Below are 23659 nucleotides of genomic sequence, written 5' to 3'. Positions count from 1 at the left end.
TCATACCTTCTTTCTGAGAGATGCGAAGTAGCTTGAAAACAGGCCGCGCGCCGCCATGACGACAATCATCAGCACACCCCAGAGCGCGGTTGCCAGATGCTGGTTGGCGCCGAGAAGATTGAGGCCGGATGACAGAAGCTGCAGAACGATGAGCGCGACGAAGACGGGCAACACTCGACCGAAACCGCCGAACGGATTGATGCCGCCAAGAAAGGCCGCCAGCACCGTGATCAGCAGGTAGGATTCCCCGTGGCCGACACGGACTGAGTTGAAACGGGCAAGCATGATGATGCCGGCAACCGCACACATCAGACCCGAGAGCGTGTAGACGAGAACCTGGATCTTGCGCGTATTGAGGCCGGAATAACGGGCGGACTCGATGTTCGAGCCGATCATCAACAGGCCGAAGCCGAGCTTGGTGCGCGTCAGCAGCACATGCCAGAGGCCGACGCAGACGATGAAGATCAGAAGCGGGATCGGCAGACCGAGAAGCGTGCCGTGACCGAGTGGCGCCATATAGGCGGGGAAACCGGAAACGTCTCCGCCACGGGTGAGAAACTCGCCAAGGCCACGCAGGAAAATCATCATCGACAGCGTCACCAGAATGGGGTGCGCACGGGTGTAGGCAATCGCCGCTCCTGTCATGGCTCCGGCAGCACCGCCGGTGACAAGTGCGGCAAGGCAGGCAAACAGGAAGGCCCTCGGCGGCGCATCCACCCCGCCGTGGGCCTGCAACACCCAGGCTGCGGCGAGACCTGACAGATTGGCGGCGAAGGTAACGGACAGATTGATGCCACCCGTCAGCAGCGGCAGCAACATCGCCAGTGTCAGCAGGCCGAGTTCCGGCAGCTGGAAGGCGACCGAACCGAATGTCGCGAGCGAGAGAAAGTTATCGGCAAAGATTCCGAAGATGAGCATGACCGCGATGAAGGCAATCACCGGCCCGGCCATGTCGGCACCGAAAACCGCGTTGAATTTCCTGACAAGGCTGCTCATCGCTGGGCGCTCCCCTTCTTTGCGGATGTCCGTAAGGCGCTCGGCAGGAGCTTGTCGAAGCGGGTGGAAGAAAGCGTGATGGCGATGAGGATGATGGCACCGACAATCATCTTGAAGGCAAAGGGAGAAACGCCCATCAGGTTGAGGCCGTTCTGGGTGATGGACACCATCAGCACCCCGAGCACACAGCCGATGACGGAGCCCTTGCCGCCGCCAAGCCGTGCACCGCCGAGGACGGTTGCGGCAAGAACATCCAGCTCGCGGCCATAAAGCGCGTTCGGCACCACCTCCTGCGCGTAATGCGCCTGCATGAGCCCGGCAATGCCCGCCATCAGGCCGAGCCAGCCGAAGGAAATGTAATGCATGGCGCCGATATTGATGCCGAAGCGGCGTGCGCCTTCGGGATTGTCACCGAATGCATAAAGTTTGCGGCCGACGGTGGTGCGCGAAATCATGAACCAGGTGGCAAAGCAGCAGAGGATCATGACCACGACCGGCAGCGTCAGCTCAACCCAGGAACCATCGGACATCTCGCGCTCGTAAAACACCACGCGCGTCGACAGCCATTCCGGCAGGTCGTAGATCGACACGCCCTTGGTGAAGAACATCAACAGCCCGAAGAAGATGTTGAAGGTGGAAATGGTCGCAACAATGGAAATGATGTTGAGCCGCCAGACAAGGAAGGCGTTGACGAAACCGAGACCAAGGCCAACCGCGCCGGCGATGATGAAACCTTCCGCCCAGTTGCCGCCGCCGAGCGCATTGAGCGCCAGCACCGTGACATATTGGACGACGGAGGCTGCGACCGCGAAGGAAATGTCGATACCGCCCGAGATCAGCACCACGAGCAGGCCAACCGCGAAGATGATGTTGACCGCCGAGACATTCAGCACATCGAAGGCGTTGGAGATGGTGAGAAAGCGGTCGGTGGCGAAAGACAGTCCCGTGCAGAGCAGCACCATGACCACAAGTAGCGTGAATTCGGTCGTATGTCCGAGGATGAGCCTACGCATAGATGGCGGACTCCAGTTCGGTCAGCGACAGGCGTCGCGGATCATAGGTGGCGTGGAACCGGCCTTCGACCATGTGTATGACCCTGTCTGTATTGAAATAAACTTCCGGGGCTTCGTCGGAGATCACGATGATAGAGAGACCTTCTGCGGCGAGCTTGCGGACGATTTCGAAGATGCCGGCGCGAGCGCCGACATCGACCCCCACAGTCGGCGCATCGAGGATGAGGATTTTCGGCCCGATCGCCAACCACTTGGCAATCGCCACACGCTGCTGGTTGCCGCCCGAAAGCGTGCGGATCGGATCTTCGGGCAGGCCGATCTTGACGCCGAGCGCCGAAATCCAGCGGGAAACGACATCCGCCTTTTTAGAGGGTGAGATGAGGCCGCCGCTCAGCAGCCGGTCCAGCGAGGCCATGACGAGATTGTCGGCAATGGATTGCGGCTGGTTCAGGCCAAGCGATAGCCGGTCTTCGGAAAGATAGGCGACACCCGCCCGGATCGCATCGCGGTTGGAATGGAAATCCACCTTCTTTCCATCGATGAGGATTTCACCCGATTGCGGCCGATGCATGCCGAACAGCGTCAGAGCCAGTTCCGTGCGGCCGGCTCCGAGCAAGCCGGTAATGCCGAGCGTTTCGCCCCGCCGCAGATCGAACGAAACATCCTCGAACTCGCCGGCCCGGCTCAGCCCGCGCACCGAGAGAACGACGGGCTTGTCATCGTGATCGGCGGCAATGACGGCGCTGTCGAAATTGCGGCCGGTCATCAGCTCGGTCACCCGCGACTGAGTCATGCCTTCAACGGGAAAGACACCGACGAGCGACCCGTCTCGCAGCACGGTGATGCGATCCGAAATCTCAAGCACTTCCGCAAGGCGGTGCGAGACGAAGACAACCGCGACACCCGAGGCCGACAGGTTGCGGACGATATCGATCAGATAGTCGGTTTCAGACTGCGTGAGCGACGCGGTCGGTTCGTCCATGAAAACGAGCCGCGCTTCCCCGACCAGCGCGCGGGCAATCGCCACGATCTGACGCTGGGCGATGGGCAGTTCCTTGAGCGGCCTGTCGAGATCGATCTCGACGCCGAGCCGGGCCAGCGCCTTTTCGGCAGCCTGTTCGATGGCGCGCTTGTCGACCAGCCCGTATTTTCCATTCACCGCGTACTGGAAGCCGATATTCTCAGCCACCGTCATTTCATCGAACAGCGCCAGATCCTGCCAGATCACCTGAATGCCAAGCGATTGCGCAAGCGTTGGGGTCATTGTGGCTATCGGCTTGCCGTCGAAATAGAGTTCAGCATCACTTTGGGGCGTGTAAACGCCCGTTATGACCTTGATCAGCGTGCTTTTGCCGCAGCCGTTTTCACCGGCAAGGCAATGCACTTCACCCGGATTGACCTCGAAAGAAACACCCTTCAGCGCGCGGACGCCGCCGAAGGTGACTTTGACATTTTTAAGGGACAGGAGCGGTTCTGCGCTCATGATAATGTAAATCTCCTTCGCCGCGGCAGCATTGCAGACGTGGCGCTCGGCATGTTTTCCAGATGAGGCGTCGCGCGAGTATTACACCTCGCGCGACGCCTTGGCCTTGGGGAGGATCAGAGGCCCATGGAAACGAGCTTGTCGATGCTTTCCTTGTCGATCTTCAAAAGCTGGTCGACAACGATTGTGTTACCCTCGGGATTGATGGTGCCAAGACCTTCGATATTGTCGCCGGCCTTGGGTGTCTCACCCTTGGCGATACGGTCGGCGAGCGTGATGAAGACCTCTCCAGCCTGTTTCGGGTTCCACATGAATCCACCAGTCAGCGCCCCTGATTTGATCAGCTTTGCGCCCTGCCCCGGCGAGAACGGGCCGATGACGAAGACCTTGCCATCCTTGCGTCGCTCTTCAACGGCGCGCCCGGCACCGATCGGTCCCTGCGAACCGAAGGCGAGGAAACCGCTCAGATCGGCATTGGCGGACATCAGGTCAAGCGCCGTCGAACGGCTCTTGTCGAGGTCTTCGGCGACACCGTAGCGATCGCCAACGAGCTTCATGTCCGGATAATTGGCCTTGATATAAGCGATGGCGGCATCCGCCCAGGCATTATGAAGCGGAACCGTAAGCGAACCGACGAACACGGCATAGGAACCCTTGCCGCCCATCTTTTCAGCCAAGAGCTTGCCATGCGCCTCGCCGAAGCCCTTGGCAGAAGCCAGTTCGAAATCCCAGTCGGCGCCGAGCTGCTTGGGCGATTCATGGGTGATGACCTTGATGCCGGCGGCCTGGGCCTTTTTCAGTACCGGCTCCAGCACCTTTGCATCATTGGGCACCACGCCAATGAAATCGACCTTCTGGGCGATCAGGTCTTCGATGGCGCGGACCTGCAGGGCGGGATCGGCGCTGGTCGGGCCGACCATGAAACCGTCAACGCCGAGCTTCTTGCTCTGCTCCTTGATGCCGGCCTCCATGGCGTTGAACCACGGAATGCCACCGATCTTGACGACGACGCCCACCTTCGGCCCTTCGGCGAAGGCTACGGACGAGAGCAGCGCGAGCGACAGGCCGACCGCTGCAACAATAATTTTCTTCATGATGCTCCTCCTCAAAAAACTAGGCAAACGAAACCCGCCGCAGCCATTTTTCATCTGGCGCGTTCAAAATTTCTCATCTCGCTTATTCGAGACTCTCCCTTGCCACTCCCACAGCAACCATCTTGCACAATCGATATTGCCAAGTTGCACAATCGATGGTGCAATAACCATATCATGAAGCGCCCTTCCGTCAAGGGGATGTGTGCTCTAATAATTGGAATCAGTTGGGGAGATCACAGTGACGGGTATAACTTCCAAGAAAGCCACCATTTATGACTTGTCGATATTGTCGGGCGCATCAGCCTCGACAGTGAGCGCGGTGTTGAACGGATCATGGCGCAAACGGCGGATTTCGGAGGAGACTGCCGATAAGATTCTCTCGCTCGCCAAAGCGCATCGCTACACCACCAACCTGCAGGCCCGCGGTTTGAGGAGTTCAAAATCCGGTCTCGTCGGGCTTCTGGTACCCATTTATGACAACCGGTTCTTTTCATCGATGGCGCAGACATTCGAAGGGCAGGCCCGCAAACGCGGCCTGTCGCCCATGGTGGTCTCCGGGCGGCGCGATCCCGAGGAAGAACGCCGCACCGTGGAGACCCTGATCGCCTATTCGATCGATGCCCTCTTCATTGCGGGCGCGACCGATCCCGATGGCGTGCACCAGGTCTGCGCCCGCGCGGCACTGCCGCATGTCAATATCGACCTTCCCGGCAAATTCGTACCCTCCGTCATTTCCGACAACAGGCACGGTGCGGAAATACTGACATCCGCAATCCTTGCCCATGCGGAAAAAGGCGGACCTCTCGGCCCTGACGACGTCATCCTGTTCGGCGGTCATGACGACCACGCCAGCCGCGCCCGTATAGATGGCTTCCATGCCACCAAGGCCGCCTATTTCGGGGTCGATAACGGGGATGATATCGAGATCACCGGCTATTCGCCACGCATGACGGAACTGGCTTTCGAGCGTTTCTTTGAACGCAAAGGCCGCCTGCCCCGCTGCTTTTTCGTCAATTCATCGATCAATTTCGAAGGCCTGCTGCGTTTCATGGGGCGTCATGACGGCGAGGCGTTTGGCGACATCGTTGTCGGCTGTTTTGACTACGACCCGTTCGCATCGTTCCTTCCTTTCCCGGTCTACATGATCAAGCCGGATATAGCGCAGATGCTCAACAAGGGCTTCGAACTTCTGGCAGAGAACCGGACCGAGCCCGAAGTCACCATTATCGAACCGACACTCATTCCGCCGCGAACCGCTCTCGAAGGCCCGCTCGATGACATATGGGATCCCCTTGCATTACGCCGCATGGCGCGATGACAAGCGAAATGCCACTTGACCTCAACAGCGCTTGAGGTCGTACCGATTGCAGGGTGCTTCACCATTGCAACGGGATAGTGATGATAGAAAAACTCATGAGAATGCTTGAAGACGGACGGGACGGTCCGCTCCTGCGCTTTTCAATCGCGAAGTCTCTGGCTACGACGGGGCAGTTCGAAGATGCCGCCCATCATCTCCAGGCGGCCATCCGGCAGGATCCCGACTATTCCGCGGTCTGGGCCGAACTCGGCGAATGTCGCGCACGGCTGGGAGATGACGACGGCGCCATTGCGGCATGGGTGGAAGGCATCTTGGTGGCCATCAGGCGAGGCGACATTCAGGCCAAGAGGCAGATGGAAGTCCGGCTGCGACGTTTGCGGTCACGCAGCCTGAAGGGTGTCAGTTGACGAGACGCGAACCCGGTCGATTCGTTGCCGCAGCAATCGAGCCCATGCGCTAAAAAATCGCCGGAAGGTTAGCCAGATTTCATAAAACTGGCTATGATCGCCTGAAAAATCACGGGAGGCGGCTGTCCAGAGCCGGTGGTTTATGGGTTTTTCTGATCACATCAAGGAAATCGAGCACGTCGGGCAAGGCAGGAACACCGGCCGGGATGCGGTGGTGCTCGAATCCTGGCGGCGTTGTCTTGATACCTATCAGCTGGATCCAGCAAAGGCGCGAGAAGCGGTCATCGTCTCGGAGACGTGTCTGCGTGAGCACCGCCAGCGGGCGGAAGACCTCGTCCATATCGCCCGTTCCGGCCTGGAACGACTGTATCGGCAGGTGGCGGAGCAAAATTACGTTCTTCTTCTTTCGGATCGACAAGGGGTGACGGTCGAGTTTCTGGGCGACCCGTCATTCAATAACAATCTCCGCAAGGCCGGGCTTTACCTCGGCTCGGAATGGTCGGAACCGCGTGCCGGCACCTGCGCCGTCGGCGCCTGCATCGCCACCGGCGAGGCGCTGACGATCCATCAGACCGACCATTTCGATGTGACGCATACGCCACTCTCCTGCACGGCTGCGCCGATCTACGATACGCAGGGCGCATTGACGGCGGTGCTGGATATTTCGCTCCTGAGTTCACCGATCCTCAAGACGAGCCAGAACATGGCGCGCCATCTGGTTTCATCGACCGTGCGAAGAATCGAACTGGCAAATCTGATGGCCAGCAGCCGTCATGATCTCGTGCTGCGCTTTGCAGGCGCCCCCGAATTTCTGGATGTCGATCCCGAAGCGGCCCTGTCGGTGGATGGTTCCGGCCGGATTACGGGCATGACGCATGCCGCCGCCCGCCTTCTCGCCGCATCGCGCGGGCTTGACTGGCGCATGCCGGAACGTCTCCTCGGGGAGCGGGTGGAGGAGTTTTTCGAAGCCGGCTTTGACGAACTTGCTTCCCTCACCCGGTCAAGCCTGCCGCAGGAAAGGCGCATCGTCGTGAAGGACGGCACGGTTCTTTATGCGCACGCGATCGAACCGCAACAACGCCGGTCGACCGTGCCGCTTGCCCGTCCAAAATCCCAGCCAGTCATGACAGAGATCGGCGGCGATGGGCCGGCGGTTCGAAATCTCAGGCGCAAGGTGGAAAAACTGGCGCCTGCAAAACTGCCGATCCTACTGCAGGGCCAGACCGGAACCGGCAAGGAGCATCTCGCACGTATCGTCCATGACGCCAGCGGCGTTTCCGGGCGCTTCGTCGCTGTCAATTGCGCCGCCATTCCCGAACAGCTGATCGAGAGCGAATTGTTCGGTTATCTGCCCGGGGCCTTCACGGGCGCGTTGGCGAAAGGACGCAAGGGACTGGTGGAAGAGGCGCAGGGCGGGACGCTTTTCCTCGACGAGATCGGCGACATGCCGTTTGCGGCACAAAGTCGGCTGTTGCGGGTGCTGGCCGAAGGCGAGATCCTGCCCGTTGGTGGCTCCACACCGCAGAAGGTGGATTTCAGGGTAATTTCGGCATCGCACCGCCCCTTGAGCGACATGGTTCGCACCGGTGCATTCCGCGAAGATCTCTATTACCGTCTGAATGCGGCCGTGTTGACCTTGCCGGCGCTGTGCGAGCGTGATGACTTCCTCTGGCTACTCAATAAAATTCTCGAAAAACATGGGCTGCCTGATCGTCCCCTCACGCTGTCCAACGCCGCCCGGATGTTGATCCTCGGCCATCGCTGGCCCGGCAATATCCGCGAGCTGGACAACGCGATAGCCTTTGCCGCTGCCCTTTGCGACGACGGGCTGATTACGGCGGAAGACCTTCCCGATCATCTCGCCTCCGCAACGTCAGCAACCTTGATTGACAGTCATGGCGCGGACCTCGGCGCGCTTCTCGCCGCCTGCAACGGCAATGTGTCGGAGGCCGCACGCCGGCTCGGCATTGATCGCACGACGATGCACCGGCGAATGCGACGCCTCGGCATCGGAAAACCTCACTAGAACAAGTGAGGCATACGCCACGCCTGTTGCGCCACAGCTGTGGCGCCATACAAAACCGGCATTCTGGTAAAACCCCGCAATTTTGGGCTTCCGGCACGGCAAACCGTGCTGGCACGGGCATTGCACCTTCTCCGGCATCAAGAGCCATTGAGGAGAAAACATGCGCGCGCTCAGATTTCATGCAGCAAAGGACCTGCGGGTTGAAGTCATTCCCGAGCCGAAACGGCCGGGGCCGGGACAGGTTCTCGTCCGTAACCGGTTCGTTGGTATCTGCGGCACCGATCTGCATGAATATAGTTACGGCCCGATCTTCATACCCACCGAACCGCACCCCTTTACCGGCGCCTATGGCCCGCAAATCCTCGGTCACGAATTCGGCGGTGTCGTGGAGGCCATCGGCGAAGGCGTGACTTCGGTGAAGGTGGGAGACCGCGTTTCGATACAGCCGCTTGTCATGCCGCGATCCGGCGATTATTTCGCGGATCGTGGCCTATTTCATCTCAGCACGCAGCTGGCGCTGGTCGGTCTCAGCTGGGATGGCGGCGGCATGGCGGAAGCCGCACTCGTCAACGAATATAACGTCCAGAAGATTCCCGACGGGATGACGGATGAAGAGGCGGCACTTGTCGAACCTTCGGCCGTCGCCGTTTATGCCTGCGACCGCGGCGGAGTCACCGCCGGTAACAGCGTTCTGGTCACAGGCGCCGGCCCGATCGGCATGCTGACGCTTCTGGCAGCGCGTGCGGCCGGCGCCGCGCAGCTCTTTGTATCCGATCTCAATGATGCCCGTCTTGACCTTGCCCGCAGCGTCATTCCCGATGTCATCACCATCAACCCGAAGCGGGAGAATGTCGGCGATGTCGTGCGCTCGGCAACGGAAGGCAATGTGGGCTGCGATGTCGCCATTGAATGCGTGGGCAATGAACATGCGCTCAAGGCCTGCGTCGATGCGGTGCGCAAACAGGGCGTCGTCGTCCAGACCGGGCTGCATCCGCATGAAAACCCGATCGACTGGTTCCAGGTGACATTCCGCGACCTGGAGATCAAGGGCTCATGGGCCTATCCGACCCATTACTGGCCGCGGGTCATCCGGCTCATCGCCTCCGGGCTGCTGCCGGCGACGAAGATCGTTACCAAACGCATCACGCTCGATACGGCCGTGTCGGAGGGATTTGACGCCCTGCTCGACCCCGCCGGCACCCATCTGAAGATCCTGATCGATCTTTCGAAATAGGCTTTTGCCTCTGTTTGCCGGGAAGAGGAGCCCGGCATGCGGAGGCCACTAGCTTTCGGGGGCGGCGATTTCGTCGCTCCACCATCAGACCAAGCACCTTGGAGGAGATGAATATGCTTGATGTCAGTCCCGCCACCAAAATCGACACGGTTCTTTCCAAACTCGGCAATGCGCTGGAAAATGGAGACATAGACGCGGCCGTCAACCTGTTTCAGGCCGATTGTTACTGGCGCGATCTCGTGACTTTCACCTGGAACCTGAAGACACTGGAGGGCCGTGAGCAAATCCGCGACATGCTGACGAGCCAGCTTTCCGCCACCAAACCCTCGGGCTTCGTGCAGGATGTGAAGGAGCAGGCTTCGGAAGGTGGCGGTGTCACCGAAGGCTGGTTCGAGTTCGAAACCGGGGTTGCCCGTGGTTATGGCCACATCCGCCTGAAGGACGGGCTCATCTGGACCCTGCTCACCACAATGAGCGAACTCAAGGGCCACGAAGAACCGAAAGGCATTCGCCGGCCCATGGGCGCCGAACACGGCCATGACCGCAACCGCCGAACCTGGAAAGAAAAACGTGAGACTGAGGCCGCCGAACTCGGCTATTCGGAACAGCCCTATATCGTCATCATCGGTGGCGGACAGGGTGGCATTGCACTCGGCGCCCGCCTGCGCCAGCTCGGCGTGCCAACGATCATCATCGAAAAGAATGAACGGCCGGGCGACAGCTGGCGCAAGCGCTACAAGTCGCTCTGCCTGCATGACCCCGTCTGGTACGATCACCTGCCCTACATTCCCTTCCCGGAAAACTGGCCGGTCTTCACGCCCAAGGACAAGGTGGGTGACTGGCTGGAAATGTATACAAAGGTCATGGAGCTGAATTATTGGGGCTCCACCACCTGCAAGTCGGCCCAATATGACGAAGCGACGGGCGAATGGACCGTGGTTGTCGACCGCGCCGGCAAGGAGGTCGTGCTGCGGCCGAAACAGCTGGTGCTGGCGACCGGCATGTCCGGCAAGGCGAATATTCCCAAACTACCCGGCCAGGATATCTTCAAGGGCGAGCAGCAGCATTCCTCGCAGCATCCGGGTCCGGACGCCTATGCCGGCAGGAAGGTCGTTGTCATCGGTTCCAACAACTCCGCCCATGACATCTGCGCAGCACTTTGGGAGGCCGGGGCTGATGTTACCATGCTGCAGCGTTCCTCCACCCATATCGTCAAATCGGACTCGCTGATGGATATCGGTCTCGGCGACCTCTATTCCGAGCGGGCTGTGGCAAGCGGCATGACGACGCGTAAGGCGGACCTTATCTTCGCATCCTTGCCCTACAGGATCATGCATGAATTCCAGGTTCCGGTTTACAACCGAATCCGCGAACAGGATGCCGATTTTTATGCCGCACTGGAGAAGGCTGGCTTCATGCTCGATTTCGGCGATGACGAGTCCGGCCTGTTCATGAAATATCTGCGCCGTGGGTCGGGTTATTACATCGATGTCGGGGCCTGTGACCTCGTAATCAACGGCTCGATCAAGCTGAAATCCGGGGTGGATATCTCGCACCTGACGGAAAATGCTGTTGTGCTAAAGGACGGCACGGAACTGCCCGCCGATCTGGTGGTCTATGCGACCGGTTATGGTTCAATGAACGGCTGGGCGGCCGATCTGATTTCACGTGAGGTGGCGGACAAGGTGGGCAAATGCTGGGGGCTCGGTTCCGACACAACCAAGGACCCTGGACCATGGGAAGGTGAACAGCGCAATATGTGGAAGCCGACCCAACAGCAGGCCCTATGGTTCCACGGCGGCAACCTGCATCAGTCCCGCCATTACTCGCAATATCTGTCGCTCCAGCTCAAAGCCAGGCAGGTTGGCCTGAAGACACCGGTTTATGGGCAGCATAAGCCGCACCATCTGTCCTGATCCGGCCCAAGCATCGGCCCGCCTCATTGAGACGGGCCGGTAATTTGAACGCTGGAAACGATAAAGCTTTGCACCATTACCACCAGTCAGGAGCGGTATCGCCATTTCAAGCCGGTTTGCTGAAACAAGCTCGGTATGCCTAGCATGAACTTTCAGCGACCGCTGTTGATGCTCATATGAAGGAATCGCCCGCGCAGTGACTGATATTGGGCTAGCGCTTCGGCTGTATGAGCGGTTCAATCGCCAGTTCCATTCTCGAAACTGGGCCAGAAACAGGCGAGCATCGCTCGCCCGAATGTTTCGACAGTGTCGTTAAATTAGGCGGCTTTGAATTGTTCATAGCGGAAAGCAGCGTCACGACTGACAACACCCGCCGATTAATTCCTTCTCATTCGACCAATAAATGGTCAAATCCCACAAAAACTTTGCTCTGAATCGCGGATTTCCGCGATTTTTTCGAGTTGGCACGCCTTTTGCTTATGACTGATTTGACCGTTTTGACTGATATGACGGTTTTCAAGAGAAAAAAAGGGGAACTCGATGTGTTCGGAAATCAATCGTCGTCGCTTCCTGCAAGGATCCGTGGGCGCAGCCGCCGTCGCCGGCTATATGCAGATTAATCCTGACTTCTTCATCTCGTCGGCCTTCGCGCAGACCGCAAAGACCATGACCTTCCTGTCGGCCGAAAACATCACCGGCAACTGGGATCCGACCGCTCACACGACTCTTTCGCAGAAAAATATCGAAGGTTTCGTGATGGGCTTTCTTACCCGCACGCCGATGAAACTCGATGATCCGGGAGCGGTCGTTTACGAACTGGCGACAGATATCAAATTACTTGACCCTCACCGACTGCAGATCAAGCTGCGCGAAGGCATCGTCTTCCATGACGGCAAGCCGTTCAAGGCAGAGGATGTCAAGGCAACGTTCGAATATGGTTCCCGGGCAGATCGTCCCGCGCAGTGGTATCCCGGCCCGACCGAGACGCTGACGATCGAAACACCTGACGATTACACCGTCATCGTCGACACATCGAAGGGTGGCTATCCTGCCCATCTCTTCGTATTTCTTGCATCCTTCCTGCCGATCATGTCGGCCAAGGATGTCGCTGGTGGCCCCGGCGGCCCACTCTCCCAGCGGCTCAATGGCACCGGTCCGTTCAAATTCGTCGAACAGCGCGGCAACGACACCGTGATGCAGGCCTTTGACGGCTACTTCAAAGGCAAGCCGGCCATCCCCGGCATTAACTTCACCTTCACCGGCGATTCCACCACCCGCATGCTGTCGCTGATGAATGGCCAGGCCTCAATCGTTGAGCGCCTGGAGCCCGAACAGGTGGATTCCATCAAGGACAATCCCGCGATCTACATCAACAAGGTCGTTTCGGTCGAAAACAAATATCTGTGGTTTCGCTGCTCCAAACCTCCTTTCGACGATCCGCGCATCCGCCTTGCCGCCTGCCATTCGATTGATCGTGACATGATCATGGAGCTGATGGGCTCGGCCGGACATGCCTCGTCAAATTTTGTCTCGCCGGTCAAATTTGGGTATGTCGACCTGCCGAATTATCCAAAATTCGACCCGGAGAAAGCACAGGCTTTGCTTGCCGAGGCAGGGTTCCCGAACGGCAAGGGACTGCCCCCGCTTGAATACATCACCTCCGTTGGCTTCTACCCGAAAACCAAGGAGTACGGTGAGATGCTGACTGCCATGTTACAGGAGCAGGGCTTCAACGTCAGCCTGACGGTGCTTGAGCCGGCAGCCTGGAACGAGCAGCTCTACCATCGCCCCGGCGGCGGCCCGGGTCATATGGTCGATTGCGGCTGGTCGACAGCTTCTCCGGAACCGGATCTCGTTCTCCGCACCCATTTCCATTCCACCTCGCACCGCATTTGCGGCATTGAGGACAAGGAGATCGATGCCAGCCTCGACAAGGAGCGTTCTGCACCGACATTGGAAGAACGCCAGAAAATCCTCCAGGAAGAAACAATGCCGCTCATCGCTTCCAAGATGCCGGCCCTCTCGCTTTTCACATCCGTGATGATCCACGCAATGCAGAAGGACTTTGAGGGCATGTACATCTATCCCGACGGATCGATAGACGCCGCCAAGCCTGCTGCCTGACCGTCATCAGCCACACGCCGCGCACCATCCGGCGGCGTGTGGACTTGCCCGTGGCTTTTCGAGCGGAGTGACTGAATGTTTGCCGTGAACTTCCTTATGCGCCGCCTCGTTCAGGGCGCCATCATCATATTCCTTGTGTCCTTGCTGATCTTTACCCTGTTGCGGGTGGTGCCAGGCGACCCGGTGCGCCTCATGGCGGGTGGCATGGCGCCCGAAGCACTGATCGAAAAGATCGCGACCGACATGGGTCTTCGCGATCCGATATTGGTGCAATTCGGTCGCTATATGGGCGGCGTGGTTCGCGGCGATCTCGGCCAGTCCTTTGTGCGCCCGGCAAACGGCGCTTCGACCGGTGGCGCGACATTCAACGACACAACTCGCGGCGAACGAGCAAAAGTCTTCGACCTGATTTTCGATGCACTTCCAATGACGCTTCAACTGGCGGCCGTGACGCTGGTGATCGCACTGATCTTCTCGGCAATCATCGGTATCGCCGGCGGGCTTTCAATCGGCAGGTGGCCGGACAAGCTCGCCTTTTACATATCATCGATATTTATCTCGCTACCGAATTTCTGGCTCGGCATCGTTCTGGCATTGCTCTTCTCGGTCAAGCTCGGATGGCTGCCTGCAATTGGATATCAGGGCTTTGCCTACACTATCCTGCCAGCAATAGTGCTGGCGGTGGAACTGTCTCCCGTACTGATCCGCACATTGGTCAGTTCCGTATCCGGCCAGATGATGGAGCCCTATGTGTCGGTTGGCCGCGTACGTGGCCTGAGCCGTTCGAGGATCATCTCCAACCATGCGCTGCGCAACGCTTCGGTGCCGCTTCTCAACCTGCTCGGCGTGCAATTTTCCAGCCTGCTCGGCGGCGTCATCATCGTTGAATATATCTTCGATTATCCCGGGCTCGGCCTTCTGACCATCAATGCCGTGCTGCAGCGCGACTTTCCGTTGATCCAGGGGATAGCGATCGTCACGAGCGCCATCTTTGTGTTGATCAACATTGTTGTCGATCTCATCGCAACCACCATCGATTCGAGGCTTGAATACTGATGTCCATCACATCCGCACTCGACACCCCGATGACATCGAAAATGGCAAGCCGCTCGATTGCGCGCCGCATATTCGATCGCGCCGCATCGACACCGGGTTTCCGCATCGGCCTTGCAATCTTCCTGCTGCTTGCGATCGCCGCCGCGCTCTATCCGGAAATCAGTGGCATCGACCCGACCAAGATGGATGTGAAGGCCCGGCTTCTGCCGCCGCTTTTCCTCGGTGACAACTGGAGCTGGGGCCACCCGCTCGGCACCGATCAGATCGGCCGCGACATGCTGGTGAGGTCGCTTGTCGGCCTGCGTTACTCCTTCCTGATCGGTATTGCATCGATTGCCGTGACACTCATCATCGGCTGCGCTCTCGGCACGATTGCCGGTTATTTCGGCGGTCGCATCGACATGCTGATCATGCGCCTGACCGATGCGCAGCTGTCTATCCCGATGATCATTCTGGCAATCGCCGTTCTCGGCGTATCGCGCCCGACAATTCCGGCCATCGTCCTGGTGCTCGGTCTGTCAAGCTGGCCGGTTTATGCGCGCATCATGCGCAGCATCGTGATGACGGAAAGGCAGCGGGAATATGTGCGGGCTGCGAAACTGGGAGGCTCGACCGATTTCCGCATCATCATCAGCCTGCTTCTGCCGCTGCTCCTGCCACCCGTGATCTTCACCTCGGTGCTTGATGTGGCGCGCATGATGATCTTTGAATCGACGCTCGGCTTCCTCGGCCTCGGCGTCCAGCCGCCGACACCGACCTTCGGCAACATCATTGCCGACGGCCGCAAATATCTTCTGAATGCATGGTGGATCGCCACCATGCCCGGCATTTTCCTCGGCCTCACGCTAACCAGCATCAATCTCATAGGCGCTTCGCTGGAGCGGGCCCGCAACACCATCCACGGAGGGTCAGAGTGATGATCGCGCCACTTCTTCAACTGAAAAACCTCACCGTTAACGCCGGTCGCTCGGATAAGGCGAAGATCATTCTGAACGATATCTCCTTCAGCCTTGCGCCGCGAGAAATCGTCGGTGTCGTCGGGGCGAGCGGCGCCGGCAAGACGGTGCTGTCGAAGGCCGTCGTCAACTGGCTGGAACCGCCCCTTTCCGTCCGTTCCGGCAACGTCCTCTTCGAAGGCAAGGATATTTACGGCATCTCCGAGAACGAGATGCGGATCCTGCGCCGCCGGGTCGCCTATGTCGGCGCTAATCCGATGGGCGCACTCGATCCGACGCTGCCGGTCGGCTCACAGATCGTCGAGAAACTGCGTGCTGTCGTTCCAGGCACCTCCCGGCAGGAGGCGGAAAAGCGCACGATAGAGCTTCTGGAAGCCGTCCGTATTCCTTCGGCACGCAGTCGCTTCAGTGATTATCCTTGGCAGTTTTCCGGCGGCATGATGCAACGGGCACTGATCGTTGATGCGCTGGTAACAAACCCGGCGCTGCTGATTGCCGACAATGTCACCCAACCGCTCGACGTCACCGTCGCAGCCCAGGTCATCCGCCTGATGAAGGAACTGACTGATAGTTTCGATACCGCTGTGCTGTTCATCTCTTCCTCGCTTCCCGTTGCCCGCGAAGCCTGCAGCCGGATATTGGTCATGGAGAAAGGCCGCATCGTTGAAGAGCAGGCAACCGAAAAGCTGATCGCTGCCCCAGCCTATGCCTATACGAAGGAGCTTGTCGAACAGACGCCGAAGATCTGGATCGAAGAGACCGAGATGCCGCGCCTTGCAGACAAGCGCGACATTGTCCTGAGCCTGCGCGACGCCTCGCAGGTCTACAAGGTGAAGAAGAAGACCGGATTCGGCGGCTTCAACCATGTCCGTGCGGTTCGCAACGTCACCTTCGACGTTCGCCGCGGCGACAGCTTCGCAATCGTCGGTGAATCGGGTTGTGGCAAGTCGACGCTCATGCGGCTTCTGAGCCGGCTGGAACTGCCGAGTTCCGGGCAGGTCTTGTGTGGCAAGGACGACATCGCCACGCTCGGCGGCAAGGACCTTCTTACCTTTCGCAAGAAGCTGCAGATGGTATTGCAGGACCCTTTTGGTTCGCTGCCGCCACGCACATCGGTTGGAAAGATGCTCGAAGGGCCGCTTCGCACCCACGGATGGAAGGATAGCGCGAATATCCGTGAGCGCGTACTCAAGGTGATGGGTGAAGTCGGTCTTTCCGCCGACCTCTACGAAGAACTGCCGCTCGGTCTGAGTGCGGGCCAGCGCCAGCGCATCAACGTCGCCCGTGCACTGGTTCTCGAGCCTGAAATCCTGATCATGGACGAAACGCTGTCCGCCCTCGACCAGACGGAACAGTTCAAGCTTCTCGATCTTTTTCAGAAGCTGCAGAGGGAATACGACCTCACCTACATCTTCATTTCCCACGACCTTGCGATGGTCCGCAAGGTTTGCAACCGGGTGGCGGTGATGTATCTCGGCGAGGTCTTCGAACTGGCCGATAACGAGCGGCTGTTCTTCGATCCTGGGCATCCCTACACAATGGCGCTTCTCAGTGCGATGCCGACCCTTGAAGCACGCCGCTACCAGCCGGAAGACTGCCTGCTGGAAGGTGAACCGCCAAGCCCGATCGATATTCCTCCGGGTTGCAGCTTCAAGTCACGCTGTCCGCGTGCGATGCAACGATGCGGCAGCCTGCAGCCCGTCCTTACCGCACGTGGCCGCCAGGATTTCGCCGCCTGTCATCTCATCCAGCCATTGGCTCTCGATGACGAAACCCGTCTAATGGCTACGGCCTGAACATGGTTGCGGCACCACTGAAGGGGCCGCGACAATCACTACAATCCAGGGTGCATTCATGAGTTTCACTGAACATCGCCTCAAGCTCATCCTCGACATGCTGAAGCAGACCCAGCGCGTCAATGTAAGGGAACTTGCCGATCATCTGCAGGTCAGCCAGGAGTCGATCCGGCGCGACCTGAAGGAACTCGAGATGCGCGGTTATGCGCGCCGCATCTATGGTGGTGCGGTTTTCGACCAGCAGGAAAGCGATCAGCCTTTTACGGATCGATTGCGCGTCAGTTCCCGCGAAAAAGCCAAGATCGGCGAGGCCGCAGCGTCTCTCGTCGAAGACGGTATGAAGGTCTTCATCGATACAGGAACGACGACGCTTGCCTGCCTGAAACATATCGAGACCCGCAAGGACTTGACCGTTGTCAGCAATTCGCTGGCGGTCGCGGCTCACTTCTTCCATTTGCCGCAGGCAAGCGTGCGGGTTCTGGGCGGCCGTATGCGCCCCGACTATCAGGCAACCTACGGCCATGAGACCGTGGCTGCGCTGAAGGAACATTTCTTCGATCTTGCGATCATCGCCATCAGCGCCATTCATCCGGAACGCGGGTTCATGGACTTCGGTGAAGACGAGGCGATCCTGCGCCGGGTCGCCAAGGCCCAGGCCAAACGTGCGATCGTCGTCGCCGACAGCTCCAAATTCGGCCGCCTCGGCTCCATCCACACATTCGGCCTCAGCGATATCGATGCGGTAGTGACCAGCGGCGTCATGGCGCGGGAATTTTCAGATCAATTCAGTCAATCCAAAGTGGAAATCATACATGCCTGACGTCTCCTCCTCCCCTGCACCGATCAATGCCGAGAGGCTCCAGTCGCTGATGGAAGCAGTCTCTTCCTTTGGCGGCGGCCAAGACGGATCGATGACCCGCCTGACGCTTTCCAGGGAAGATGGAATGGCGCGCGACTGGCTCGGCCGCTGGTTTGCGGAAAACGGTTTTGAACAGGCCGTCGACGCAATTGGCAACCAGTTCGGCAAGTTGACCCTGGCCGGCGCCAACGCGCCAGTGATCATGGTGGGCTCCCATATCGACAGCCAGCCGAACGGCGGTCGTTTCGATGGCGCTCTCGGTGTCATAGCCGCCTGTGAGGCGGTTCTCTCCGTGAGCGAACGTCTCAAGACGGAAGGCAGGCTGTCCGCCTGCAACTTCCAGATCGTCAACTGGACAAATGAGGAGGGTGCCCGTTTCCAGCCGAGCCTACTCGGTAGCAGCGTGTTTACCGGCGCCCTCGAGCTCGAATGGGCGCTGGAACGGAGCGATGGCGACGGCATTACGGTGCGCCAGTCACTGGACGAGATCGGCTATGCCGGCAAGGATAAGGTGGATATTCCCCACGCATTGATCGAGTTGCACATCGAGGGTGACACGACGCTCAGCCGCGCCGGTGAACGCTTCGGTATCTTCACGCGGTTCTGGGGTGCCACGAAATATCGCCTCGCCTTCCAGGGACGCCAGGCCCATACCGGCGCGACCCCGATGGCCGACCGCAAAGACGCGGTACTCGCGGCGGCATATCTGATCGCCGACCTCAAGCAGCTATCGACGGAATACGGCCTCGACCTGCATACATCCGTCGGCCGCCTGGAAGTCTTCCCCAATTCTCCCAACGTGGTGCCGGCCGAAGCCATCCTTTTCATCGAGCTGCGTTCAGGATCGCCGGAGATCCTGACGGCGGCGGAAGGAAAGATGAAGATCAAGATCGAGGAGGCGGCGCTGAAAGCGGGCGTAACCTCAGAGGTCCGCTCCATCGACCGCCGCAAGGCAGGAACATTCGCGCCGGGCCTGGTGACGCTCGCGGAAAGCGCTGCGGCGCATCTCGGCCAAACCGCTCGCCATCTTGATACGATCGGCGGTCACGACGCCGTTGCCGTCTCCGATGTCTGCCCGGCGGTGGTTCTGGCGGTCCACAGCCGTGACGGCGTAATCCACCACCCGACCGAATACACCTCCCCTGAAGACCAGGCCCTCGGCACGCAGATACTGGCAGACATGCTTTACAAGATCGCCTGCGAAGGTGTGAAGGCCGCGGAATTAAGCGAGGCTGCCGAATGAAGAAAACGGGTTTTCCTCAATCAGCGATGGAAGCCCGCGCTGAGAAGGCGTTGTCAGCCTTTTCGGCCGTGATTGGCGATACCCCTTCCTATGAGTCAACGACGGCGGCTGTCGCATCGCCGTCCTATCATGCCGTCGAATCCTGTAATTTTGCGGTCGCACCGGCAGACGGCGCGGCGTGTTATTTCCTGCGTCTGGGTGCCGACGAGGTAGCCGATCTTGTGGAGAGCAAGGCTGCCTATGCTGCCGCCACCCGCTCTCATCAGCTTGGTTTTTCACCGGAGCCTGTTGGTTACGATAGCGGTACCCGCAGCGCGCTGTTTGCCCGGCTTGGCGACGGCTGGCGAGCCGCGAAGATTGACGATCTGATGCGACCGGAAACTGTCGCCCGATTGATCGAAATGCAGAAGACGATCGCAACCGGCGTTTCCACCGGCCGCACATGGTCGGTATTCGAAGGTATCGACCATCTCTGGTCGATCGTTGCGGCTGGCGATGCCAGCCTACCCGGTGATGCCGAATGGATGCTGTCCTGGATGACGCCGATCCGCGAGGCGGTTTCGTCCGCCGGCATGGACCTGAAACCCGCCCATGGCGATCAGCATTCCTCGAATGTGATGCTCGGACCCGATGGTGCGTTGCAACTTGTCGATTTCGACATGGCGGCCGATCTCGACCCCTATTATCAGCTCGGCGCGCAGATGAACGAACTCTACCAGTTCGAAAGCCAGATGAAGCCGCTGCTTGAAATGCATGATGGCAGCTTCAGCGAAAAGGCATTCAATCGCTGCCGTGTCTATGCCGCGGCAGACGATCTCTACTGGGCATTGCGCAGCCTCGTGCTTGAGCTTCGATCGCCGCCAAAAGGCGTTGAATTCCTGAAATATGCCGGCTGGCGTTTCCTGCGCTGCCGGATGCTGCTTGGCCATCCGGATTTCGAGGCCAGGCTACGATCGCTCTAGAGCACGACCATACGTCACGACAGGCTAAAACGATAACGGGAACAAGCCTATGAACGAACTGGGAACGGCACGGTCCGACGCCGAAAAGGCGGTTGAGGCCGCAATTGTCCAGGTGGCCCCATGGAAAGGACGAAGGCTGCGCTACCGTCCTGTCTCCGGTGGCATCAGTAACACCAACTTTCGCATTGAGGTTGAAGGCGAAGAGCGGGGGTATTTTCTGAAAATCCCAGGCCGTGGCACCGAAATGTTCATCGACCGCAAAGCCGCAGCCGCAGCCAGCAAGCAAGCGGAAGCGATCGGCATCGGACCGAAGACATTCGATTATCTCGACCACCTCGATATCGAAATTGCCGAATTTATTGACGGTCGCCGCGCCTCGACCCACAGGGATTTTGCCGATAGAGCGATCCGCAACGAAGCGGTGCGCGTCTACCGTCAGTTTCACGACGCGCCTGCCCTGCCTCTCACGAAAACCGTCTTCGACATGATCGAGGAACATTTCGATCAGGTGCGCCAGCTTGGCGGCCACTGGCCGCTCGACCATGACTGGCTCTTGTGGAACTACCGGCAGGCACGCGCTGCGCTTGAGGCATCGGGGCTCGACCTCGTTCCCTGCTTCAATGATCCGATGCCCGGCAATTTCCTGATCGGCGACGACAAGTCCATCAAGCTGATCGATTTCGAATATGCATCAAACAATGAAAGGCTCTACGATCTCGCAATCTGGAGCGGCGAGATGTTCTATTCGGAAGCAACCGACTGCGAGATAATCGAGGAATATTTCGGACGTTACGACAAGTCGTACCACGCTCGCTTCATCGTCCACAAAGCACTTGCCGACATCAAATGGAGCACTTGGGCGATGGTGCAGAACCGGATCTCGACCCTCGATTTCGACTTTTACAAATACGGAATCTGGAAGCACATGCGTGCCCGATCGATCATCCACGATCCCCGTTGGCCCCTGTTCCTGAAAGCACTCTGATGCCCATCACCGATATCAGCCCGCAAGAGGCAGCGACATATAATGCCTTCGCCGCTGAACTTGCCGATACCACGCGTCCGCTGGCGCTCTCTTATTTCAGAACGCAGCTCGACGTGATCTCAAAACTCGACGAAAGCCCGGTGACAATCGCCGACCGCGAAATCGAAAAACATCTTCGTGAGATGATCGGCGCGCGTTTTCCCGACCATGGTATCTATGGTGAGGAGTTCGGCGTCAAAAAAGGCAATGCCTTCACCTGGGTGCTCGACCCGATTGACGGCACCAAAAGCTTCATCACCGGCTTTCCGCTATTCGGCACGCTTATCTCACTGACTTTCGAGGAAAAGCCGTTCTGCGGCGTGATCGATATTCCAGCCACCGGTGAACGGTGGCAGGGACTGCCGGGACAGGCACTCTTTGCCGGCAAGCAGGCCCGCACCAGCGGCTGCGAGAGCCTGTCCGAGGCACGTTTCTATACAACCTCACCGGATATGTTTGTGGACAGCGAAGCCGAAAGCTTCGAGCGTCTCTCTCGCAAAGCCAGGCTGCGGCGTTTCGGTGGAGACTGCTACATCTATGGTCTGATCGCCTCCGGCCATTGCGACATCGCTCTCGAGACTGGACTTCAGCCCTACGACTACATGGCTCTCGTGCCCGTTGTCGCGGGAGCTGGCGGGTGCATTACCGACTGGAAGGGCAATGCGCTTTCGATACATTCCGATGGACGAGTTCTGGCGTCCGCCACTCCAAGGCTTCACGACGAAGCCCTCTCACTACTCAACTGGTAAATTAAAAAATGCCCTATACGACGACGCTCGAGCGGACTGTCTTCCGCTTCGATGATCTGAAAATGCTGCTGGCTAAAGCGACGCCGGAACGCTCCGGCGACCAGCTGGCTGGCATTGCCGCGGCAGGCCCGGTCGAGCGGCTTGCGGCCCAGATGGCGCTGGCCGATCTGCCCTTGAAGGCATTTCTCAGTGAGGAAATCATTTCGTCGGAAGAAGACGAAGTTTCCCGTCTGATCGCGGAGCGGCACGACCCGGCAGCCTTTTCCGCAGTCTCCTCACTTACCGTCGGCGAATTCCGTGAATGGCTGCTCAAGCCCGAGACAACGCATGACCGGCTTGAGGCCGTTACCTGGGGGCTGACGCCGGAAATGGTTGCGGCAGTATCGAAGATCATGCGGCTGCAGGACATGATCGCTGTTTCCGCCAAGCGCCGCGTCGTGACAAGATTTCGCAACACAATCGGGCTTGCAGGACGGCTTTCCACCCGCAACCAGCCCAACCACCCGACCGATGACAGCCGAGGCATCATGGCGTCTGCCATCGACGGACTGTTGATGGGGTCGGGAGATGCTGTGATCGGCGTCAATCCCGCAACCGATGCGACAGATGACTATGTCCGCATAGTCTCGTTGCTCGACGAATTGCGGGAAAAACTTGCGATCCCGACCCAGACCTGTTGCCTCGGCCATGTGACCACGGCGATCCAGGCGATCCAGCGCGGCGCTCCGGTCGACCTCGTCTTCCAGTCGGTTGCCGGATCGGAAAAGGCAAATCGCGGTTTTGGTGTCGATCTGGCTCTGCTGAAGGAGGCGCATGAGGCGGGACGGTCGCTGGGGCGCGGCATGGCGGATGCAAACGTGATGTATTTCGAAACGGGACAAGGTGCGGCCCTTTCCGCCGATGCGCATTTTGGCGTCGACCAGCAGACGATGGAGACCCGCGCCTATGCGGTGGCACGCGAGTTCGATCCGCTGCTCGTCAACACGGTCGTCGGCTTCATCGGGCCGGAATACTTGTTCAACGGCAAGCAGATCATCCGTGCCGGCATCGAGGATCATTTCTGCGGCAAACTCCTGGGCCTGCCGATGGGCGTCGACGTTTGCTACACCAACCATGCCGATGCCGACCAGGAGGACATGGATACGCTGCTGACGCTGCTCTGCGCCGCCAATGTCAATTTCGTGATTACCGTGCCGGGTGCCGACGATATCATGCTGAACTACCAGTCGCTGTCGCATCACGATGCTGTCTATTGCCGCGAGACGCTGAAACGGCCGCCGGCGCCGGAATTCGAAAGATGGCTTTCCGAAATCGGCCTGACGGATTGCGACGGTGCGCTGATTGGCGAGCCGGCCGTGCTCTCCGACTATGTCCGCAGCAGCAATTTGATCGGAGCCTGATAT

General features: G+C 59.0%; 19 protein-coding genes. 15 read left to right on the top strand and 4 right to left on the bottom strand.

Annotated features, from left to right (window positions below; genetic code table 11):
• The 4 genes from FY152_21160 to FY152_21145 all read right to left on the bottom strand — a co-directional run bounded on the left by FY152_21160 (window position 1) and on the right by FY152_21145 (window position 4586).
• A complete protein-coding gene (locus FY152_21160) occupies window positions 1-996 on the bottom strand; it encodes an ABC transporter permease (GenBank protein ID UXS34618.1) in 996 nt (331 codons plus the stop codon).
• Window positions 993-2009 (bottom strand): ABC transporter permease, encoded by a 1017-nt coding sequence (locus FY152_21155; protein UXS34617.1) that lies wholly within the window; start codon window positions 2007-2009, stop codon window positions 993-995. The genes FY152_21160 and FY152_21155 overlap by 4 nt, the downstream gene beginning before the upstream one ends.
• A complete protein-coding gene (locus tag FY152_21150) occupies window positions 2002-3492 on the bottom strand; it encodes a sugar ABC transporter ATP-binding protein (GenBank protein UXS34616.1) in 1491 nt (496 codons plus the stop codon). The genes FY152_21155 and FY152_21150 overlap by 8 nt, the downstream gene beginning before the upstream one ends.
• Before the next feature lie 116 nt (window positions 3493-3608).
• Window positions 3609-4586: an autoinducer 2 ABC transporter substrate-binding protein gene (locus FY152_21145; GenBank protein UXS34615.1), complete on the bottom strand. Its 978-nt coding sequence runs from the start codon at window positions 4584-4586 to the stop codon at window positions 3609-3611.
• Between the two features lie 238 nt (window positions 4587-4824).
• On the opposite strand from FY152_21145, the gene FY152_21140 reads away from it, so the two are divergent.
• The 15 genes from FY152_21140 to FY152_21070 all read left to right on the top strand — a co-directional run bounded on the left by FY152_21140 (window position 4825) and on the right by FY152_21070 (window position 23656).
• Window positions 4825-5904, top strand: coding sequence for a LacI family transcriptional regulator (locus FY152_21140; protein UXS34614.1), 1080 nt, complete (start codon window positions 4825-4827; stop codon window positions 5902-5904).
• A gap of 80 nt (window positions 5905-5984) precedes the next feature.
• Window positions 5985-6311, top strand: coding sequence for a tetratricopeptide repeat protein (locus FY152_21135; protein ID UXS34613.1), 327 nt, complete (start codon window positions 5985-5987; stop codon window positions 6309-6311).
• A 142-nt stretch (window positions 6312-6453) separates the two neighbouring features.
• Window positions 6454-8337, top strand: a complete 1884-nt coding sequence (locus FY152_21130; GenBank protein ID UXS34612.1) for a sigma-54-dependent Fis family transcriptional regulator — start codon at window positions 6454-6456, stop codon at window positions 8335-8337.
• A 160-nt stretch (window positions 8338-8497) separates the two neighbouring features.
• Window positions 8498-9571: a 2,3-butanediol dehydrogenase gene (locus FY152_21125; protein ID UXS34611.1), complete on the top strand. Its 1074-nt coding sequence runs from the start codon at window positions 8498-8500 to the stop codon at window positions 9569-9571.
• A 113-nt stretch (window positions 9572-9684) separates the two neighbouring features.
• Window positions 9685-11487, top strand: a complete 1803-nt coding sequence (locus FY152_21120) for an NAD(P)/FAD-dependent oxidoreductase (protein ID UXS34610.1) — start codon at window positions 9685-9687, stop codon at window positions 11485-11487.
• A 540-nt stretch (window positions 11488-12027) separates the two neighbouring features.
• Window positions 12028-13611, top strand: coding sequence for an ABC transporter substrate-binding protein (locus FY152_21115; protein UXS34609.1), 1584 nt, complete (start codon window positions 12028-12030; stop codon window positions 13609-13611).
• 75 nt (window positions 13612-13686) lie between these two features.
• Complete coding sequence (locus tag FY152_21110; protein ID UXS34608.1) at window positions 13687-14667, top strand: ABC transporter permease; 981 nt, start codon at window positions 13687-13689, stop codon at window positions 14665-14667.
• Entirely contained in the window at window positions 14667-15584 is a 918-nt protein-coding gene (locus FY152_21105) for an ABC transporter permease (GenBank protein UXS34607.1), read from the top strand. The genes FY152_21110 and FY152_21105 overlap by 1 nt, the downstream gene beginning before the upstream one ends.
• Window positions 15584-17419 (top strand): ABC transporter ATP-binding protein, encoded by a 1836-nt coding sequence (locus tag FY152_21100; GenBank protein UXS34606.1) that lies wholly within the window; start codon window positions 15584-15586, stop codon window positions 17417-17419. Before FY152_21105 ends, FY152_21100 begins: the two co-directional genes overlap by 1 nt.
• A gap of 58 nt (window positions 17420-17477) precedes the next feature.
• Window positions 17478-18239 (top strand): DeoR/GlpR transcriptional regulator, encoded by a 762-nt coding sequence (locus tag FY152_21095; protein UXS34605.1) that lies wholly within the window; start codon window positions 17478-17480, stop codon window positions 18237-18239.
• On the top strand, window positions 18232-19521 hold the full coding sequence (locus tag FY152_21090) for a Zn-dependent hydrolase (protein ID UXS34604.1): 1290 nt from the start codon (window positions 18232-18234) through the stop codon (window positions 19519-19521). The genes FY152_21095 and FY152_21090 overlap by 8 nt, the downstream gene beginning before the upstream one ends.
• A gap of 26 nt (window positions 19522-19547) precedes the next feature.
• Window positions 19548-20483 (top strand): phosphotransferase, encoded by a 936-nt coding sequence (locus tag FY152_21085; protein UXS35140.1) that lies wholly within the window; start codon window positions 19548-19550, stop codon window positions 20481-20483.
• Between the two features lie 49 nt (window positions 20484-20532).
• Window positions 20533-21468: a phosphotransferase family protein gene (locus FY152_21080; protein UXS34603.1), complete on the top strand. Its 936-nt coding sequence runs from the start codon at window positions 20533-20535 to the stop codon at window positions 21466-21468.
• Complete coding sequence (gene hisN / locus FY152_21075; protein UXS34602.1) at window positions 21468-22256, top strand: histidinol-phosphatase; 789 nt, start codon at window positions 21468-21470, stop codon at window positions 22254-22256. The genes FY152_21080 and hisN overlap by 1 nt, the downstream gene beginning before the upstream one ends.
• 8 nt (window positions 22257-22264) lie before the next feature.
• Window positions 22265-23656, top strand: a complete 1392-nt coding sequence (locus FY152_21070) for an ethanolamine ammonia-lyase subunit EutB (protein UXS34601.1) — start codon at window positions 22265-22267, stop codon at window positions 23654-23656.
• Window positions 23657-23659: the final 3 nt, after the last annotated feature.

Source organism: Agrobacterium tumefaciens, from assembly GCA_025560025.1.
Taxonomy (GTDB): Bacteria; Pseudomonadota; Alphaproteobacteria; order Rhizobiales; family Rhizobiaceae; genus Agrobacterium.
This window is presented reverse-complemented; position numbering and strand designations above follow the sequence as displayed.

Excerpts from the sequence above, each read along its gene's own strand:
- FY152_21090 (UXS34604.1), top strand. The coding sequence starts at position 18,232 with ATGCCTGACGTCTCCTCCTCCCCTGCACCGATCAATGCCGAGAGGCTC.
- FY152_21105 (UXS34607.1), top strand. The coding sequence starts at position 14,667 with ATGTCCATCACATCCGCACTCGACACCCCGATGACATCGAAAATGGCA.
- FY152_21120 (UXS34610.1), top strand. The coding sequence starts at position 9,685 with ATGCTTGATGTCAGTCCCGCCACCAAAATCGACACGGTTCTTTCCAAA.
- FY152_21150 (UXS34616.1), bottom strand. The coding sequence starts at position 3,492 with ATGAGCGCAGAACCGCTCCTGTCCCTTAAAAATGTCAAAGTCACCTTC.
- FY152_21160 (UXS34618.1), bottom strand. The coding sequence starts at position 996 with ATGAGCAGCCTTGTCAGGAAATTCAACGCGGTTTTCGGTGCCGACATG.
- FY152_21155 (UXS34617.1), bottom strand. The coding sequence starts at position 2,009 with ATGCGTAGGCTCATCCTCGGACATACGACCGAATTCACGCTACTTGTG.
- FY152_21110 (UXS34608.1), top strand. The coding sequence starts at position 13,687 with ATGTTTGCCGTGAACTTCCTTATGCGCCGCCTCGTTCAGGGCGCCATC.
- hisN (UXS34602.1), top strand. The coding sequence starts at position 21,468 with ATGCCCATCACCGATATCAGCCCGCAAGAGGCAGCGACATATAATGCC.
- FY152_21125 (UXS34611.1), top strand. The coding sequence starts at position 8,498 with ATGCGCGCGCTCAGATTTCATGCAGCAAAGGACCTGCGGGTTGAAGTC.
- FY152_21080 (UXS34603.1), top strand. The coding sequence starts at position 20,533 with ATGAACGAACTGGGAACGGCACGGTCCGACGCCGAAAAGGCGGTTGAG.
- FY152_21070 (UXS34601.1), top strand. The coding sequence starts at position 22,265 with ATGCCCTATACGACGACGCTCGAGCGGACTGTCTTCCGCTTCGATGAT.
- FY152_21135 (UXS34613.1), top strand. The coding sequence starts at position 5,985 with ATGATAGAAAAACTCATGAGAATGCTTGAAGACGGACGGGACGGTCCG.
- FY152_21085 (UXS35140.1), top strand. The coding sequence starts at position 19,548 with ATGGAAGCCCGCGCTGAGAAGGCGTTGTCAGCCTTTTCGGCCGTGATT.
- FY152_21130 (UXS34612.1), top strand. The coding sequence starts at position 6,454 with ATGGGTTTTTCTGATCACATCAAGGAAATCGAGCACGTCGGGCAAGGC.
- FY152_21145 (UXS34615.1), bottom strand. The coding sequence starts at position 4,586 with ATGAAGAAAATTATTGTTGCAGCGGTCGGCCTGTCGCTCGCGCTGCTC.
- FY152_21100 (UXS34606.1), top strand. The coding sequence starts at position 15,584 with ATGATCGCGCCACTTCTTCAACTGAAAAACCTCACCGTTAACGCCGGT.
- FY152_21095 (UXS34605.1), top strand. The coding sequence starts at position 17,478 with ATGAGTTTCACTGAACATCGCCTCAAGCTCATCCTCGACATGCTGAAG.
- FY152_21115 (UXS34609.1), top strand. The coding sequence starts at position 12,028 with ATGTGTTCGGAAATCAATCGTCGTCGCTTCCTGCAAGGATCCGTGGGC.